The organism is Xanthomonas protegens, assembly GCF_038442435.1.
GTDB lineage: Bacteria > Pseudomonadota > Gammaproteobacteria > Xanthomonadales > Xanthomonadaceae > Xanthomonas_A > Xanthomonas_A sontii.
Map to the genome: position 1 here is coordinate 316,450 of NZ_JAQJCQ010000001.1, position 15,995 is coordinate 332,444.

General features: G+C 70.1%; 12 protein-coding genes. 7 read left to right on the top strand and 5 right to left on the bottom strand.

Going from position 1 to position 15,995, the window contains the following annotated elements; genetic code table 11:
- Positions 1–74: 74 nt before the first annotated feature.
- Together PIQ37_RS01380 and PIQ37_RS01385 are read left to right on the top strand one after the other, a co-directional pair.
- The gene (locus tag PIQ37_RS01380) at positions 75–2,324 is read left to right on the top strand and encodes a beta-glucosidase family protein (protein WP_342072072.1); all 2,250 of its coding nucleotides are present in this window, start codon (positions 75–77) and stop codon (positions 2,322–2,324) included.
- Positions 2,325–2,502: 178 nt separating this feature from the next.
- Complete coding sequence (locus PIQ37_RS01385) at positions 2,503–3,390, top strand: endonuclease/exonuclease/phosphatase family protein (RefSeq protein WP_342072073.1); 888 nt, start codon at positions 2,503–2,505, stop codon at positions 3,388–3,390.
- Between the two features lie 554 nt (positions 3,391–3,944).
- On the opposite strand, the gene PIQ37_RS01390 is transcribed toward PIQ37_RS01385, so the two are convergent.
- Complete coding sequence (locus PIQ37_RS01390; protein WP_048492197.1) at positions 3,945–4,556, bottom strand: superoxide dismutase; 612 nt, start codon at positions 4,554–4,556, stop codon at positions 3,945–3,947.
- A gap of 295 nt (positions 4,557–4,851) precedes the next feature.
- On the opposite strand from PIQ37_RS01390, the gene PIQ37_RS01395 reads away from it, so the two are divergent.
- Both PIQ37_RS01395 and PIQ37_RS01400 read left to right on the top strand, forming a co-directional pair.
- Positions 4,852–5,322 carry a ribonuclease domain-containing protein gene (locus tag PIQ37_RS01395; protein WP_342072074.1) on the top strand — a complete coding sequence of 157 codons (471 nt, stop codon included), beginning with the start codon at positions 4,852–4,854 and terminating at the stop codon, positions 5,320–5,322.
- On the top strand, positions 5,319–5,762 hold the full coding sequence (locus PIQ37_RS01400) for a barstar family protein (RefSeq protein ID WP_342072075.1): 444 nt from the start codon (positions 5,319–5,321) through the stop codon (positions 5,760–5,762). The genes PIQ37_RS01395 and PIQ37_RS01400 overlap by 4 nt, the downstream gene beginning before the upstream one ends.
- A 278-nt stretch (positions 5,763–6,040) precedes the next feature.
- Here PIQ37_RS01400 and PIQ37_RS01405 read toward each other — a convergent pair whose 3' ends face one another.
- Complete coding sequence (locus PIQ37_RS01405; RefSeq protein ID WP_342072076.1) at positions 6,041–7,939, bottom strand: ATP-binding cassette domain-containing protein; 1,899 nt, start codon at positions 7,937–7,939, stop codon at positions 6,041–6,043.
- 320 nt (positions 7,940–8,259) lie between these two features.
- Here PIQ37_RS01405 and dbpA point away from each other — a divergent pair, with 320 nt between their 5' ends.
- Positions 8,260–9,636: an ATP-dependent RNA helicase DbpA gene (gene dbpA, locus PIQ37_RS01410; RefSeq protein WP_342072077.1), complete on the top strand. Its 1,377-nt coding sequence runs from the start codon at positions 8,260–8,262 to the stop codon at positions 9,634–9,636.
- The gene (locus PIQ37_RS01415; protein ID WP_342072078.1) at positions 9,633–10,151 is read left to right on the top strand and encodes a DUF6985 domain-containing protein; all 519 of its coding nucleotides are present in this window, start codon (positions 9,633–9,635) and stop codon (positions 10,149–10,151) included. The genes dbpA and PIQ37_RS01415 overlap by 4 nt, the downstream gene beginning before the upstream one ends.
- Positions 10,152–10,284: 133 nt before the next feature.
- Here the strand turns inward: PIQ37_RS01415 and PIQ37_RS01420 are convergent, their stop codons facing one another.
- The 3 genes from PIQ37_RS01420 to PIQ37_RS01430 form a co-directional block, all read right to left on the bottom strand.
- Complete coding sequence (locus PIQ37_RS01420; protein WP_342072079.1) at positions 10,285–10,842, bottom strand: adenine phosphoribosyltransferase; 558 nt, start codon at positions 10,840–10,842, stop codon at positions 10,285–10,287.
- An 83-nt stretch (positions 10,843–10,925) separates the two neighbouring features.
- Positions 10,926–14,048 (bottom strand): efflux RND transporter permease subunit, encoded by a 3,123-nt coding sequence (locus PIQ37_RS01425; RefSeq protein WP_342072080.1) that lies wholly within the window; start codon positions 14,046–14,048, stop codon positions 10,926–10,928.
- Between the two features lie 6 nt (positions 14,049–14,054).
- The gene (locus PIQ37_RS01430; RefSeq protein ID WP_267087049.1) at positions 14,055–15,215 is read right to left on the bottom strand and encodes an efflux RND transporter periplasmic adaptor subunit; all 1,161 of its coding nucleotides are present in this window, start codon (positions 15,213–15,215) and stop codon (positions 14,055–14,057) included.
- A 137-nt stretch (positions 15,216–15,352) separates the two neighbouring features.
- Between PIQ37_RS01430 and PIQ37_RS01435 the strand changes: the two genes are divergently transcribed.
- A complete protein-coding gene (locus PIQ37_RS01435; RefSeq protein WP_342072081.1) occupies positions 15,353–15,982 on the top strand; it encodes a TetR/AcrR family transcriptional regulator in 630 nt (209 codons plus the stop codon).
- Positions 15,983–15,995 lie beyond the last annotated feature (13 nt).

The following is a 15,995-nucleotide window of genomic DNA, read 5'->3' on the forward strand; positions in this document are numbered from 1 at the left end:
GCGCGGTTCTACCCTCCCCCGACTCCCCCCGATGCGCCTTCCCGTCATCTGCTGAAGAGGCTGTTCGCCCCGATATGAAAACGTTTACAGGATCCCTTTGCCTGACCCTCGCGCTGGCCTCGCCTGCCGTCGCCGCGCCGCCGGCGGCGGCCGCGGGCACGGCGTCCACGCCGAACGCCGCCGCTGCGCAGCGCCCGTGGAACGACCGCAGCCTGTCGCCGGACCGGCGCGCCGCGCTGCTGGTGCAGGCGATGACCCCGGACGAGAAATTCCAGATGCTGCACAGCTACTTCGGCCTGGGCAAGGACGGCGGCCCGCGTCCGTCCGGCGCGCTCGGCTCGGCCGGCTACGTGCCGGCGATCGACCGTTTGGGCATTCCGTCGCAGCAACTGGCCGATGCCGGCCTCGGCGTGACCAACCCCGGCAACATCCGCCCCGGCGACCACGCCACCGCGCTGCCCTCCGGCCCGGCCACCGCCGCCACTTGGAACCGCGCACTGGCCTTCGCCGGCGGCGCCACCATGGGCCGCGAGGCCTGGCAGCAGGGTTTCAACGTGCTGCTGGCCGGCAGCGTCAACCTGCAGCGCGACCCGCGCAATGGCCGCAACTTCGAGTACGCCGGCGAGGATCCGCTGCTGGCCGGCACGATGGTCGGCGAATCGATCCGCGGCGTGCAGAGCCAGCACGTGGTCTCGACCATGAAGCATTTCGCGATGAACGACCTGGAGACCGGGCGCAACACCCACAGCGCCGACATCGGCGAACAGGCCATGCACGAGTCGGACCTGCTGGCCTTCGAGCTGGCGCTGAAGATCGGCCAGCCCGGCTCGGTGATGTGCTCGTACAACCGCATCAACGGCGTGTACGGCTGCGAGCACGACTACCTGCTCAACCAGGTGCTGAAGCAGGAGTGGAAGTTCCCCGGCTACGTGATGTCCGACTGGGGCGGCGTGCACAGCGGCTCCAAGGCGGCGCTGGCCGGCCTGGACCAGCAGTCGGCCGGCGAAGTGTTCGACAAGGCGGTGTACTTCGACCAGCCGCTGCGCATGGCGGTGTCCGCCGGCACCGTGCCGCAGGCGCGCCTGGACGACATGGTCAAGCGCATCCTGCGCGCCTTCATCGCCACCGACAGCTTCGACAACCCGCCGCAGCACCAGCCGATCGACGATGCCGCCGGCGGCCTGGCCGCGCAGCGCGTGGTCGAGGAAGGCACGGTGCTGCTGCGCAACGAGGGCAAGCTGCTGCCGCTGTCGCGCAACCTGCGCCGCATCGCGGTGATCGGCGGGCATGCCGACAAGGGCGTGATCGGCGGCGGCGGTTCCTCGATGGTCGGCATCACCGTCAACGGCGGCAACGCGGTGCCGGGGATCGCCCCGACCACCTGGCCGGGCCCGGTGATGTTCCATCCATCCTCGCCGCTGCAGGCGCTGCGCAAGGCGCTGCCGGATGCGCAGATCGACTACGCCAGCGGCGACGACCCGGCCGCGGCGGCCAAGCTCGCGCGCGAGGCCGAGGTGGCCATCGTATTCGCCACGCAATGGTCGGCCGAGTCGGTGGACCTGCCGGACATCACCCTGCCCGACAGGCAGGACGCGCTGATCGCGGCGGTGGCCAAGGCCAACCCGAAGACGGCGGTGGTGCTGGAGACCAACGGCCCGGTGGCGATGCCGTGGCTGCAGCAGGTACCGGCGGTGCTGGAGGCCTGGTACCCGGGCATCCGCGGCGGCGAAGGCCTTGCGCGGCTGCTGCTGGGCGAAGTCAATCCGTCCGGCCGCCTGCCGGTGACCTGGCTGCGCGACGTGTCGCAACTGCCGCGGCCGTCGATTCCCGGCCTGGGCTTCAAGCCGGCGCAACCGGCCGGCAGCAACGTCGACTACAGCATCGAAGGCGCGAATGTCGGCTACCGCTGGTTCGCCGCACGCGGCCTGGAGCCGGTGTATCCGTTCGGCTACGGCCTGTCCTACACCACGTTCGCCTACAGCAACTTCAAGGTGCAGGCCGACGGTCACCGTGTCGTCGCCAGCTTCGACGTGCGCAACACCGGCGATCGCGAAGGTGCCGACGTGCCGCAGCTGTACCTGCGCCTGCCGCAGGGCCACCACACGCCGATCCGCCTGGTCGGCTGGGACAAGCTGACGCTCAAGCCGGGCGAGAGCCGCCACGTCAGCATCGTCGCCGAGCCCAAGACCCTGGCCGACTACGACCCGAAGCAGCGTCACTGGCACATTGCCGCCGGCGACTACGAACTGCTGCTGGGCCGTTCGGCGACGCAGGTGGAGGCGCGCGCGCCACTGCACCTGAAGGACGGCGTGCTGCAGCATTGACCGAGGGCCGCGGCGCACGCGCGCCGTGTCCCGGTCCCCGCCCCGCCTCCGCGCCTTTGCGCGCGGCGGCGGGGCGATGTTCGCGATCGCGACGTGCGCAGCACCGATTGTGTGGCGGACGCCGCAGCACCACCGGCTGTATACGCAACCCTGAGACCCTGCGCCGTAGCATCGCCACATGACTCCCCGCGTCTTCCGATGGCATCGCACCGGCTGGCTGTTGCTGGCCGTGGCGGCATTGGCGCAGGCGCACGTCGCGGCGGACGCGGTGCGGCCGGTCTCCGCAGCGCCTGACAGTTCCCTCACCGTGGTCACGCTCACGCTCGCCCCGGATCCGCGCGCCACGCAGGACGGCGACGACTGGATCGCGCGCCGCGAGCGCATCGTCGCGGCCCTGCAGCGCCTGCATCCCGACGCCATCGCCCTGCAGGAAGTGCTGCAGACGCCGGAAATGCCGAACCAGGCGCAATGGCTGGCCGCGCGCCTGGGCTACCACTGCCACTTCATCAGCCCCGATCCGCCGAGCCGGCCGCAACGTCGCGGCAACGCGCTGCTGACCCGCCTGCCGGTGCTGGAAGAAGCCGAGACCTTGCTGCATCCGCTGGAGGACTACAGCGTGGCCGGCCTGGTGCGGGTGGACCTGCACGGGCAGCCGGTGAACCTGTACTTCACCCGCCTGCACGCGGCGCGCGACGGCGGCGCCAGCCGCCGCGAACAGGCCGAGGACCTGATGGCCTGGATCGATGCCACCGCCGAGGGCGTGCCCTCGCTGCTGGCCGGTGGCTTCTTTGCGGCGGCGCGCGCGCCCGAGCTGGCACCGTTGGCGGTGCGCTTCGAGGACGGCAGCGTGCGCGGCGAAGCGGCGCGCAACCGGATCGACGTGCGTGCACCCGGCACGGCGCCGACCGCCGACCACGTGTTCTTCGAACGCGGCCACTTCCGCCCGCTGCACGGCGCCCGCCTGTTCGCGCCGGCACCGGACCTGCCCGCGGCCGGCACGCGCGGCCTGCTGATGGCGCTGCAACCGCTGGACCCGATACCGACATCGCTGCAACCGGCGCCATAGCGGACAGCCTGGCGGGCGCGTTCGCGCGCGATGCGATCACCGCCGTGCGATGCGGCACATGGGGATGGATCGGCATCGGCATGCCATCGGCCCAGGACGATCGGGCACCGCTGATCCCCTGCTTTCGTCACGCATCACCGCATCTGCTGTAGGAGCGGCTTCAGCCGCGAGGCCTTCCACGGAAAGCCTCGGCGCGGCTTTAGGGCACCTCTAATAACGCGTTACTGCCGCAGCTCGGCATGATGTATCGCCGCGATTGTAGGAGCGGCTTCAGCCGCGACAGGCATTCCCGGGAATGCCCATCGCGGCTGAAGCCGCTCCTACGCGTGCGCCCCTAGCTTTCTAGAGACGCCCTGGCGACGCACCGGCGCAAGCGGCGGCCAATGCGGCGTAGGCCGCCATCGCTGCCGAAGCACGCTGATCACGCGCGCAAGGGCAGCGTACCAACCTGGCAGCCACGCCCCACCCGCACTTCCAGCGCGTCTGCCCTGGCATCCACACAAAAAAAGGCCGGGCGAACCCGGCCTTCTTCATGGTGCAGCGCTGGCGCGCGATCAGCCGATCGCGGCGTGGTAGCGGCGCTCCACTTCCTTCCAGTCGACCACGTTGAAGAACGCGCCGATGTAGTCAGGACGGCGGTTCTGGTACTTCAGGTAGTAGGCGTGTTCCCACACGTCCAGGCCCAGGATCGGGGTATTGCCCTCGAACAGCGGGCTGTCCTGGTTGGCAGTGCTCTCGACCACCAGCTTCTTGTCGGGGGTGACGCTCAGCCAGGCCCAGCCGCTGCCGAAGCGGGTCAGCGCCGCCTTGGTGAAGGCTTCCTTGAACTTGTCGAAGCCGCCCAGTTCGCTGTCGATCGCCTTGCCGACGTCGCCGCTGGGGGTGCCGCCGGCGTTGGGCGCCATCACCGTCCAGAACAGCGAGTGGTTGGCATGGCCGCCACCGTTGTTGCGCACCGGGCCCTGCAGGTTCTCCGGCAGCGACTTCAGCTTGGACACCAGCGCCTCGATCGGCAGATCGGCGTACTCGGTGCCTTCCAGCGCGGCGTTGACGTTGTTGATGTAGGTCTGGTGATGCTTGGTGTGATGGATCTCCATCGTCTGCGCATCGATGTGCGGTTCCAGCGCGTCGTAGGCGTAGGGCAACTTGGGGAGGGTGTAGGCCATGCGGTTCTCCTGGACTTTCGCCGTCGAAAGGACGAGCGTTGCGTGAGCAATGGTAGGGACGGTCGGCGACCTTACCAAGGGCGCGGCTGGGGAAACATCGTCCCATCCCGCGGCGGCGGTGCCGGCCGGCCTTGCGAATCGGCGCCTACCATGCCCCACGCCCCGGTTAGTCGGATGTGAATCGCCTGGGTCACGGCGGTGACCGGCGGCGTTTAGAGCGGGAACAGGCAGGCCGGCCCATACTGTGCGCGATGGCGCCATGCTGCGCGCCGCCGCCGTTCCTGCAGGAGAGTCCATGCGCAAGCCCATGCTGTTGATCGCCGCCATCGTGTTGCTGGTGGGCGGGCTGTGGGGCATCCGTGGGCTGCAGCATCCGCCGCACCAGCAGTTCGCGCCCTCGCTCGAGGCGGCCACGCAGGCGCCGTACACCGCGCCCGGCAAGGCAGCCGCCGCATCGGATGCCGCGGCGCCGGAGCTGCCCGCATTCCTGCCGCCCGAAGCGCGCGCCACAGTGGCATTGATCCAGCGTGGCGGCCCGTTCCCGCACCGCCAGGACGGCAGCGTGTTCGGCAACCGCGAGAACCGGCTGCCGGCGCAACCGCGCGGCTACTACCGCGAATACACCGTCGACACGCCAGGACTGTCGCATCGCGGCACGCGCCGCATCGTCACCGGCGGCACGCCGCCGCAGGTCTGGTACTACAGCGACGACCACTACGACAGTTTCCGCAGCTTCCAGGTCGGCGGCACGGGGCCGGCGCGATGAGCGGCTTCCCGTTCGCGCTGAACCTGGCCGAGCCGGCTGCCTCCGGCGTCTACCGCGTCGCCAACCGCGACCTGGACAGCGTCGCCGCCCTGGCCCGCGACGCCGGTCTGCGGCTTTGCCGGATCGACCTGCACGGCTGCACCGGCAAGGCCATGCTGCTGATGCGGCTGGCCGCGCAGCTCGACTTCCCGCCCGGCTTCGGCCGCAACTGGGACGCGCTGACCGACGGCCTGCGCGACCTGTCCTGGCTGCCCTCGCCGCGTGGCTACGCGCTGCTGCTGGAGGACGCCGGGCAGTTGCAGGCGGTGGCGCAGCCGGCCTTCGACGTGCTGCTGGACATCCTCGACGACGTCGCCCGCGAATGGGCGCAGGACGGCGTCAGCTTCGTCGCGTTCGTGGGCGGCAGCGAGGAACCGGAAGCGCCTGCGGAGTCCGACTGAGCGCAATGCGTAGGAGCGGCTTCAGCCGCGACCGGCCGTCGGAGCGATCGCCATCGCGACCGGCGTGCGAACTGATGCCATCGCTCACTATTGGTGGCACAGGCACATCCGTGGACGCGAGCCCGCGCGCACCGAGTAAGAACGGCGTCAGCCGCGACCGTATTCACCGGGAACGCCCGTCGCGGCTGAAGCCGCTCCTACGACGAGCGCACACGCGGCGCTCCAGCGGAGCCGCCTAGCTGTGGCGGCTGCCGTTCCGGGTCCCGGGTCCCGGCCTTTCAGCCGTCCAGCTCGCTCCAGCGCGCATACGCCGTATCCAGGTCCGCCTGCGCCTGGCTCAAGGCCTGCGTGTGCGCGGTCACCGCCGCCGCGTCGCGCTGGTAGAACGCCGGGTCGGCCATCGCCTCGGTCAGCGCCGCGACCTGCTGTTCCAGCGCTTCGATCCGCGCCGGCAACTGCTCCAGTTCGCGCGCATCCTTGTAGCTGAGCTTGCGCTTGGCCTGCGCGGGCGCAGGCGCCGCTGCAGCGGCCGCCACCGGCGTGGTCGCCGCCGCGGTGGCCGAGGCCTTGGCTACCGCCATCGCGCTGGCCGGCGCCGACGGGCGCTGGCGCACCCAGTCGCTGTAGCCGCCGACGTACTCGCCGATGCGGCCGTCGCCTTCCATGACCATGGTCGAGGTGACCACGTTGTCGATGAAGTCGCGGTCGTGGCTGACCAACAACAAGGTGCCGCTGTAGTCGCCCAGCAGTTCTTCCAGCAACTCCAGGGTTTCCACGTCGAGGTCGTTGGTCGGTTCGTCCATCACCAGCAGGTTGGACGGCTGCGCGAACAGCCGCGCCAGCAGCAGGCGGTTGCGCTCCCCACCGGACAGGCGGGTGATCGGCGCGCGCGCACGCTCCGGGGTGAACAGGAAGTCCTGCAGGTAGGCGTGCACGTGCTTGCGCTTGCCGTTGACCTCGATGAAGTCGCGGCCCTCGGCCACGTTCTCGATCGCGCTCCAGTCCTCGCGCAGGGTGGCGCGGTACTGGTCAAAATACGCCACCTGCAGATTGGTGCCGGCGCGCACTTCGCCCTGGTCCGGGCTCAGTTCGCCCAGCAGCAGCTTCAGCAACGTGGTCTTGCCGCTGCCGTTGGGGCCGATCAGGCCGATGCGGTCGCCGCGCAGGATGGTGGTGGAGAAGTCGCGCACCATGCTGCGCGCGCCGAAGGCGAAGCTCAGGTCCTTGGCCTCGATCACCTTCTTGCCGGAGGACTCGCCCTGCGCCGCTTCCATGCGTACGTTGCCGCCGAGTTCGCGGCGCTGGGTGCGCTCGCGGCGCATCGCTTCCAGTCGCCGTACCCGGCCCTCGTCGCGGGTGCGCCGGGCCTTGATGCCCTGGCGGATCCACACTTCTTCCTGCGCCAGCAGCTTGTCGAAGCGCGCGTTCTCCTGCGCCTGCGCGTTGAGCCGCTCCTCGCGGCGGCGCTCGTAGTTGGCCCAGTCGCCCGGCCAACTGCTGACCTGGCCGCGGTCGATCTCGACGATACGGGTGGCCAGGGCACGCAGGAACCGCCGGTCGTGGGTCACGAACACCACGCTGCCGTTCCAGCCCTTGAGGAAGCCTTCGAGCCAGTCGATGGCCTCGATGTCGAGGTGGTTGGTGGGCTCGTCCAGCAACAACAGGTCCGGCGCCGACACCAGCGCGCGCGCCAGCAGCACGCGGCGCTTCATGCCGCCGGACAGCCGCGCGAACTCGGCGTCGCCGTCCAGTTCCAGGCGGGTCAGGGTCTCGTTGACCCGCTGATCCAGGGCCCAGCCATTGGCGCCATCGATCTTGGACTGCACCGCGCCCAGCGCATCGCCGTCGAACTCGGCGGCATGGCTGAGCCGATGGAACTCGGCCAGCCAATGGCCGAGCTCGCCCAGGCCGTCGGCGACCACGTCGAACACGCTGCCGGCGGCGCCATGCGGCACCTCCTGTTCCAGCCGGGCGATGCGCACGCCCTGCTGCACGCGGACCTCGCCGTCGTCGGGCTTGAGCTCGCCGGCGATCAGTTTCATCAGGGTGGATTTGCCGGCGCCGTTGCGGCCGATCAGGGCCATGCGTTCGCCCGGCTCGATCGACAGGTCGGTCTTTTCCAGCAACAAGGGGCCGCCGACGCTGTAGTCGAGGTTTTGAAGAGTGATAAGAGGCATCGCGCTATTGTACGGGAGCGCACTGTTCCGGTTCGGGATTGGGGATTGGGGATTGGGGATTGGGGATTGGGGATTGGGGATTGGGGATTGGCAGCATCTCGCGAGCGCTGGGCACTGCGCTCGCCTGTTGTGGGAGCGGCTTCAGCCGCAACGCATCGCTCTCAAGGCGTCGCGGCTGAACCCGCTCCTACAAAAACACGGATTGTGGTGACCTCTCGATCCCAGCGCTCGGCAGCGACACTCATCCGGCCCACGGGCCGCCTTTGCGAATCCCCAATCCCCACTCCCGACTCCCAGCCGTCAACCAGCTAAAATGCCGCATGAACGATTTCGCCACCCTCTCCCTTTCCCCGGCGCTCGCGCCCGGCATCGACGCGCTCGGCTACACCAGCATGACACCGGTGCAGGCGCAGAGCCTGCCGCCGATCCTGGCCGGCCAGGACGTCATCGCGCAGGCGCCCACCGGCAGCGGCAAGACCGCGGCGTTCGGCCTGGGCCTGCTGCACAAGCTGGATCCGGCGCTGAGCCGCGCGCAGGCGCTGGTGCTGTGCCCGACCCGCGAACTGGCCGACCAGGTCGGCAAGCAGTTGCGCAAGCTGGCCACCGGCATTCCCAACATGAAACTGGTGGTGCTGACCGGCGGCATGCCGCTGGCCCCGCAACTGGCCTCGCTGGAGGCGCACGATCCGCAGGTGGTGGTCGGCACGCCCGGCCGGATCCAGGAGCTGGCGCGCAAGCGGGCGCTGCATCTGGGCGGCGTGCGCACGCTGGTGCTGGACGAGGCCGACCGCATGCTCGACATGGGCTTCGAGGAGCCGATCCGCGAGATCGCCAGCCGCTGCGACAAGCATCGGCAGAGCCTGCTGTTCTCGGCCACCTTCCCCGAGGAAATCCGCGCATTGGCGCGCGACCTGCTGAAGGAACCGGCGGAAATCACCGTCGAAGGCGCCGACAGCGCGCCGGAGATCGACCAGCAGTTCTTCGAGGTCGACCCCACCTACCGGCAGAAGGCGGTGGCCGGCCTGCTGCTGCGCTTCACCCCCGAATCCAGCGTGGTGTTCTGCAACACCCGCAAGGAGGTCGACGAGGTCGCCGGCTCGCTGCAGCAATTCGGCTTCTCCGCGCTGGCGCTGCATGGCGACATGGAACAGCGCGACCGCGACGAGGTGCTGGTGCGCTTCGTCAACCGCAGCTGCAACGTGCTGGTCGCCAGCGACGTGGCCGCGCGCGGGCTGGACGTGGAAGACCTGGCGGCGGTGATCAACTACGAACTGCCGACCGACACCGAGACCTACCGCCACCGCATCGGCCGCACCGCGCGCGCCGGCAAGCACGGCCTGGCGCTGAGCCTGGTGGCACCACGCGAGACCGCGCGCGCGCAGGCGCTGGAAACCGAGCAGGGCCAGCCGCTGCGCTGGTCGCGCGCGCCGCTGGCCACCGCACGGCCGGCGCAGCTGCCGCAGGCGGCGATGGTCACCCTGCGCATCGACGGCGGCAAGACCGACAAGCTGCGCCCCGGCGACATCCTCGGCGCGCTGACCGGCGATGCCGGGCTGTCCGGCGCGGCGATCGGCAAGATCGCGATCTACGCCACCCGCTCCTACGTCGCCATCGCCCGCGCCCACGCCGGAAAGGCGCTGGCGCAGCTGCAGGCCGGCAAGATCAAGGGCCGCCGGTTCCGGATCGCCAAGCTGTGAGCGCGGCGCAGCAGGTCCTGGCGTCGCTGCGCCCGGACGAGGACGGCAGCCTGTGGAGCGACGCGGTCCCGGTGGCCTGGATGCACCACACCTGCTGCTTCATCCTGGAGGACTGCGCCGCCGGCGACATCCCGGCCGACGCCGCGTCCGCCATCGCGACGTTCCTGCAGCTCGACGCCGCGGTATTCGCCGCCGCCGCGCCGCACGTGTTCGCCTACTACCGGCACACGCAGGCGCTGTGCGCCAAGTACGGATGGCCGTCCCCGGACATCGCCGGCCCCGACGAAATATGGGCGCACGTGCAGTTCGGCAGCGAAGCCTACGTCAGCCGCTATCGCGATGGCCGCCTGCGCATCAGCCTGGAATGCAGCTGCGACTGGGAAGCCGAACACGGGCTGCAGCTGGTGTTCGCCGACGACGGCCGGATCTGCAAGGTCGGTCCGTTCGATGGCCATTTGAGCCATGCCGCCGCGCATGCCGACCCCAGCCTGGAAACGGTGATCTACCCGACCTGACCCGGTGCCTGCGGTTGCGGCGTCAGGCATCGCCCGCACCATGCGCGATCGCCACGCCGCATGCGCGCCGCGGCGTCGCCTGCGCTTCGCCCCCCGGCCGCGCCACTGACGCCGCCCGCGTCTGTGGCCGTGCTCAGTAAGTCAGTGTCGCCAGCAGCGGCAAGGCTTCGCTCCAGCGATCGCGTCCACGCAGCGCCTGCAGTTCCACCAGCACCGCGGCGCCGACCACTTCCAGTTCCAGTTGCTGCGCCAATGCCAGGGCCGCGCGCAAGGTGCCGCCGGTGGCGAGCACGTCATCGACCAGCAGCACGCGCGCGCCGGCAGGTAGCGCATCGGCGTGCATTTCGATGCGATCGCTGCCGTACTCCAGTGCGTACTCCTGGGTCACCGTCCTGCCCGGCAGCTTGCCCGGCTTGCGCACCGGCACGAAGCCCGTGCGCAGTTCGTGCGCCAGCGCCGCGCCCAGGATGAAGCCGCGCGACTCGATGCCCAGCACCGCCTGCAGCGGCGTGGTGCGCCACGGACGCGCCATTTCGTCCAGCGCCGAGGCGAAATCCGGGCCGTCGGCCAGCAGCGGGGTGATGTCCTTGAACACGATGCCCGGCTTCGGGAAATCGGCGATATCGCGGATGCGGCCGGACCAGTGGGCCGGTGCGTCGCTGGGCGCGCCGCAGCAGGAGAAATCGTTCATCGCACAGTCGTATGGCGTAGGGGAACGCAAAGTCTAGTCGCAAGGCGGCACCGCGTCGCGGGGCCGCCTCGTCGGTCTACGACTTACGCCGCCGCAGCGCTCGCGTCCTGCCGCGCGGAACCGCGAAACAGGCCGCGCACCAGCACGAAGAACAACGGCACCAGCAACACTGCCAGCACGGTGCCGGTGACCATGCCCCCGATCACGCACACGCCGATCTCGCGGCGGCTGGAAGCGCCGGCGCCGGTGGACAGCGCCAGCGGCAGCACGCCGGCGACGAACGCCAGCGAGGTCATCACGATCGGCCGCAGGCGCAGCCGCGCGCCTTCCAGCGTCGCCTCCAGCAACGGTCGCCCGGCACGCTGCCGCGCCTCGGCGAATTCGACGATCAGGATCGCGTTCTTCGCCGACAGGCCGATCGTGGTCAGCAGGCCAACCTGGAAGTAGATGTCGTTGACGAACCCGGCCAGAGTGGTCGCCAGCACGGTGCCGACCACGCCCAGCGGAATCACCAGCAGCACCGCCACCGGGATCGACCAGCTTTCGTACAGCGCCGCCAGGCACAGGAAAATGAACAGGATCGAGGCCGTGTACAGCCACAGCGTCTGGTTGCTGGACAACTGCTCCTGGTAGGACAGCCCGCTCCACTGCAGATCGAAGCCCTCCTGCTTGGCCACCAGCGCCTGCATCCGCTGCATCGCCTCGCCGGAACTGCTGCCGGCCGCCGCACCGCCCTGGATCTGCGACGCCGGCAGGCCGTTGAAGCGCTGCTGCAACTGCGGGCCGCGGGTCCAGTGGGTGCTGGCGAAACTGGCAAACGGCGCCATCTGCCCGCCGCTGCCGCGCACGTACCACTGCGCGATGTCCTCCGGCAGTGCGCGGTACGGCGCATCGCCCTGCACGTACACGCGCTTGACCCGGCCGCGGTCGATGAAGTCGTTGACGTAGCTGCCGCCCCAGGCGGTGGCCAGGGTCGCGTTGATGTCGCTCTGCGCCAGTCCCAGCGCGCTGGCCTGGGCGTGGTCGATGTCCACCTGCAGTTGCGCCTTGTCGCCCAGACCGTTGAGCCGCACCGCGGTCAGCTGCGGATCGTCGCCGGCCTCCTTGAGCACCTGCTGCTGCGCCTTCAGCAGCGCCGCGCGGCCGGCGCCGTCGCTGTCGCGGATCCACAGCTCGAAGCCGCTGGACTGGCCCAGGCCGCGCACCGCCGGCGGCGACAGCACGCTGATCTTGGCGTCGCCGACATCGCGGAAATGCGCATTGGCACGGTCGATGATGGCCTGCGCGGTGTTGTCGCGGTTGCGCTCGCCCCACGGCGTGAGCGCCACGAACGCCTGGCCGGCATTCTGCCCGGTACCGGCGTTGTTGCGGCCGACCACCATGAAGATCGCGGTGAGATTGGCCTTCTCGTGGGTCATGAAGTAATCGCTGATGCGCTTGCCCAGCGCCTGGGTCTTGGCCAGTGGCGTGCCTTCCGGGGTGGTGAACTGGATCTGCACCTGGCCCTGGTCTTCCACCGGCAGGAAGCCGGTCGGCATGCGCATGTACAGCACCATCATCGCCAGCACCACCAGCGCATACAGCGCCATCCAGCGCCGCGGCCGCTGCAGCACCGTGCCGAGACGGCGCTGGTACGCCTGCTGGCCGCGCTCGACGCTGCGGTTGAACCACTGGAAGAAACGGCCGAGCTTGCGCTCCTGCTCCACCGGCTTGAGCAGGGTCGCGCACAGCGCCGGGGTCAGGGTCAGCGCGACCAGCGCCGACAGCGCCATCGCCGACGCGATGGTGATGGAGAACTGCCGGTAGATGATGCCGGTGGAGCCGCCGAAGAACGCCATCGGCAGGAACACCGCGCCCAGCACCACGGTGATGCCGATCAGCGCGCCGGTGATCTCGCCCATCGAGCGCTCGGTGGCCTCGCGCGGCGGCAGGTGCTCCTCGTGCATGATGCGTTCGACGTTCTCCACCACCACGATGGCGTCGTCGACCAGCAGGCCGATCGCCAGCACCATCGCGAACAGGGTCAGCGTGTTGATGGTGAAGCCGGCCGCGGCGAGGATGCCGAAGGTGCCCAGCAGCACCACCGGCACGGTGATCGCCGGGATCAGCGTGGCGCGGGCGTTCTGCAGGAACAGGAACATCACCACCACCACCAGCACGATCGCCTCGGCCAGGGTGTGCACCACGTTCTCGATCGAGATGCGCACGAACGGCGTGCTGTCGCGCGGATAGGCCACGTCCAGGCCCGGCGGGAAGGTCGGCTTGAGCCGTTCGATGGTGGCGTGGATCGCGTCGGAGGTGGCGATCGCATTGGCGCCGGCCGACAGCGTCACCGAGAAGCCGGACGCCGGGTGGCCGTTGAGCGTGGCGTTGTTCTGGTAGTTCTCCGCGCCGATCTCCACCCGCGCCACATCGCCCAGGCGCACGCTGGAGCCGTCCGCGCGCGTGGCCAGGATGATCTGCCGGAACTGTTCCGGCGTCTGCAGCCGCGACTGCGCGGTGACCGTGGCGTTGAGTTCCTGCTCGGCGCCGGTGGGCAGCGCACCGAGTTCGCCGGCGGTGACCTGGGTGTTCTGCGCCAGGATCGCGCTGCGCACGTCGCCGGGCATCAGTTGGTAAGCGTTGAGCTTGTGCGGGTCCAGCCACACCCGCATCGCGTACTGCGCGCCGAACACGTTGATCTCGCCGACGCCGTTGATGCGGCTGATCGGGTCCTGCAGGGTGCTGACCAGGTAGTCGGAGATGTCGACGTTGTCCATGCGGTCGGTGCGGTCGTAGATCGCCACCGCCATCAGGCTGTCGCCCTGCGACTTGGCCACGGTCACGCCCTGCTGCTGCACTTCCTGCGGCAGCCGGTTGAGCGCCTGGTTGACCGCGTTCTGCACCTGCACCTGGGCGATGTCGGGATTGGCCGCCTGGTCGAAGGTGATGCTGATCCGCGCCTGCCCGGACGAGGAACTGGTCGAGGAGAAGTACAGCAGGTGGTCGATGCCCTTGATCTGCTGTTCGATCACCTGGGTGACGCTGTCCTCCACGGTCTGCGCCGAGGCGCCGTTGTAGGTGGCGGTGACGTTCACCGACGGCGGCGCGATGTCCGGGTACTGCTCGATCGGCAGGGTGAACACGGCGATGGCGCCGGCGGCCATGATGCAGATGGCTAGGACCCAGGCGAAGATCGGGCGGTGGATGAAGAAACGCGGCAGCATGCCGGCTCAGCCCTGGCCGGCGGCAGGCGCGGCCGCGGCGGCGGTCTTCACCGTCACCTTGGCACCGTCGCTGAGGCCCTGCCGGCCCGCCACCACCACCCGTTCGCCCGGCTTGAGGCCATCGCCGACCAGCCAGCGGTCGCCGACCGCACGCAGCGTGGTGAACTCGCGCTGGCGCACCACGTCGTCGGCGCCCACCACCCAGGCCACCGCCTCGCCGCGCGGGGTGCGGTCCACCGCCGCCTGCGGCACCAGCAAGGCCTGCTGGCGCACGCCCTGCCCGACCAGCGCGCGCACGTACATGCCCGGCAGCAGTTGCGCATCGGGATTGGGGAAGCGCGCGCGCAGGGTCACCGCACCGGTGGTCTCCTCCACGTCGAGGTCGGCGAACTCCAGCGTGCCCGGCAGTGGATACGCGGTACCGTCGGACAGGGTCAGCCGCACCTGCGTGCTGGCCGGCTGCACGCCGCCGGCCGCGATCGCCCGGCGCAGCGCCAGGAACTGGTTGCCGGACTGGGTGATGTCCACGTTCATCGGATCCAGTTGCTGGATCTTGGCGATGGCATCGGTCTGGTTGGCGGTGACCAGCGCGCCGGGGGTCACCCGCGCGCGGCCGATGCGCCCGCCGATCGGCGCCAGCACCGTGGCGAAGCGCAGCTGCGTGCGCGCGGTGTCCAGCGCCGCGCGTTGCGCGTCGCGACTGGCCAGCGCCTGCTTGTAGGCGGCCTGCGCATCGTCCACGTCCTGCTGCGCGGCCAGCCGGGTCTTGCCCAGGGTGCGATAGCGCTCTGCGCGCAGCGTGGCGGCGGCGAGCGTGGCCTCGGCGGTGGCCAGGTTGGCCTGCGCCTGGTTGGCGGCGGCCTGGTACAGGGTCGGCTCGATCTGGAACAGCGGCTGCCCGGCCCGCACCGTGGCGCCCTCCTCGAACAGCCGCTGGCGCAGGATGCCGCTGACCTGCGGCCGCACCTCCGATTCTTCCGAGGCCACGGTGCGTCCGGCCAGTTCCACGCTCAGCGGCACGCTCTGCGGCTGCAGGGTCACCACCTCCACCGTCTTCGCTGCCGGCGCCGGCGCCTTGCCTCCCCCCTTGCAGCCGGCGAACGCGAGCACGACGACGGACAGCAGCAACGGCAGCGCGCGGCGGCGCTGGACGAAAGGCGCGGGCATGCGCTTGATCCTGGGGACGGCGGGGAGGATCATTTAATTTACTCAAAGACAAAAAAACAATCATGAAGGGAAGCACAACCCTTCGCCGCCAGGATGCGCAAACTGCGACGGCGACGGCCGAGCCGGCGACAACGGGCGTGCCCGCGCGCCCGCGTGGACGGCCGGCACTGGCGCGGCCGCGCCTGCTGGCGGCGGCACGCACCCTGCTGCTGGAGCACGGGCTGGACGTGTCGCTGGAGCAGATCGCCAGCCAGGCCGGGCTCACCCGGCAGAGCCTGTACAACCATTTTTCCAGCAAGGCCGAGCTGATGATGCAGGTGTTCGAGGCACTGGGCGAGGAGTTGCAGACCCGGCTGGAGAACATCGGCAGCGCCACCGCACAGGACCTGCCCGCGACCCTGCGGCAGATCGCGCTGACCGTGCCGGCGCACCTGTACGCGCCCGACGCCCTGCGCCTGCATCGCCTGCTGGTGCAGGCCAGCGCGCAGATGCCGGACCTGCTGCAGTCGCTGCACCAGCGCCGCGCCGGCCGCCTGCGCGAGCGCCTGAGCGCCTTGCTGCGGACCCTGCACGCGCGCGGCGACGTGCAGGTCGCACGCCCCACCCTCGCCGCCACCGCGTTCATCGGCGCCACCTTCGGCTATGCGTATCCCGGCGCGATGCTCAACGGACAGGCACCGGACGCGGCCGCGCAGCAGGCGCTGGCGGAGGAAGTGGTGGCGACCTTCCTGGCCGCCTGGCGCTATTGCGGCGCGACCGCGCCCTGAGCGCACGCGCCGC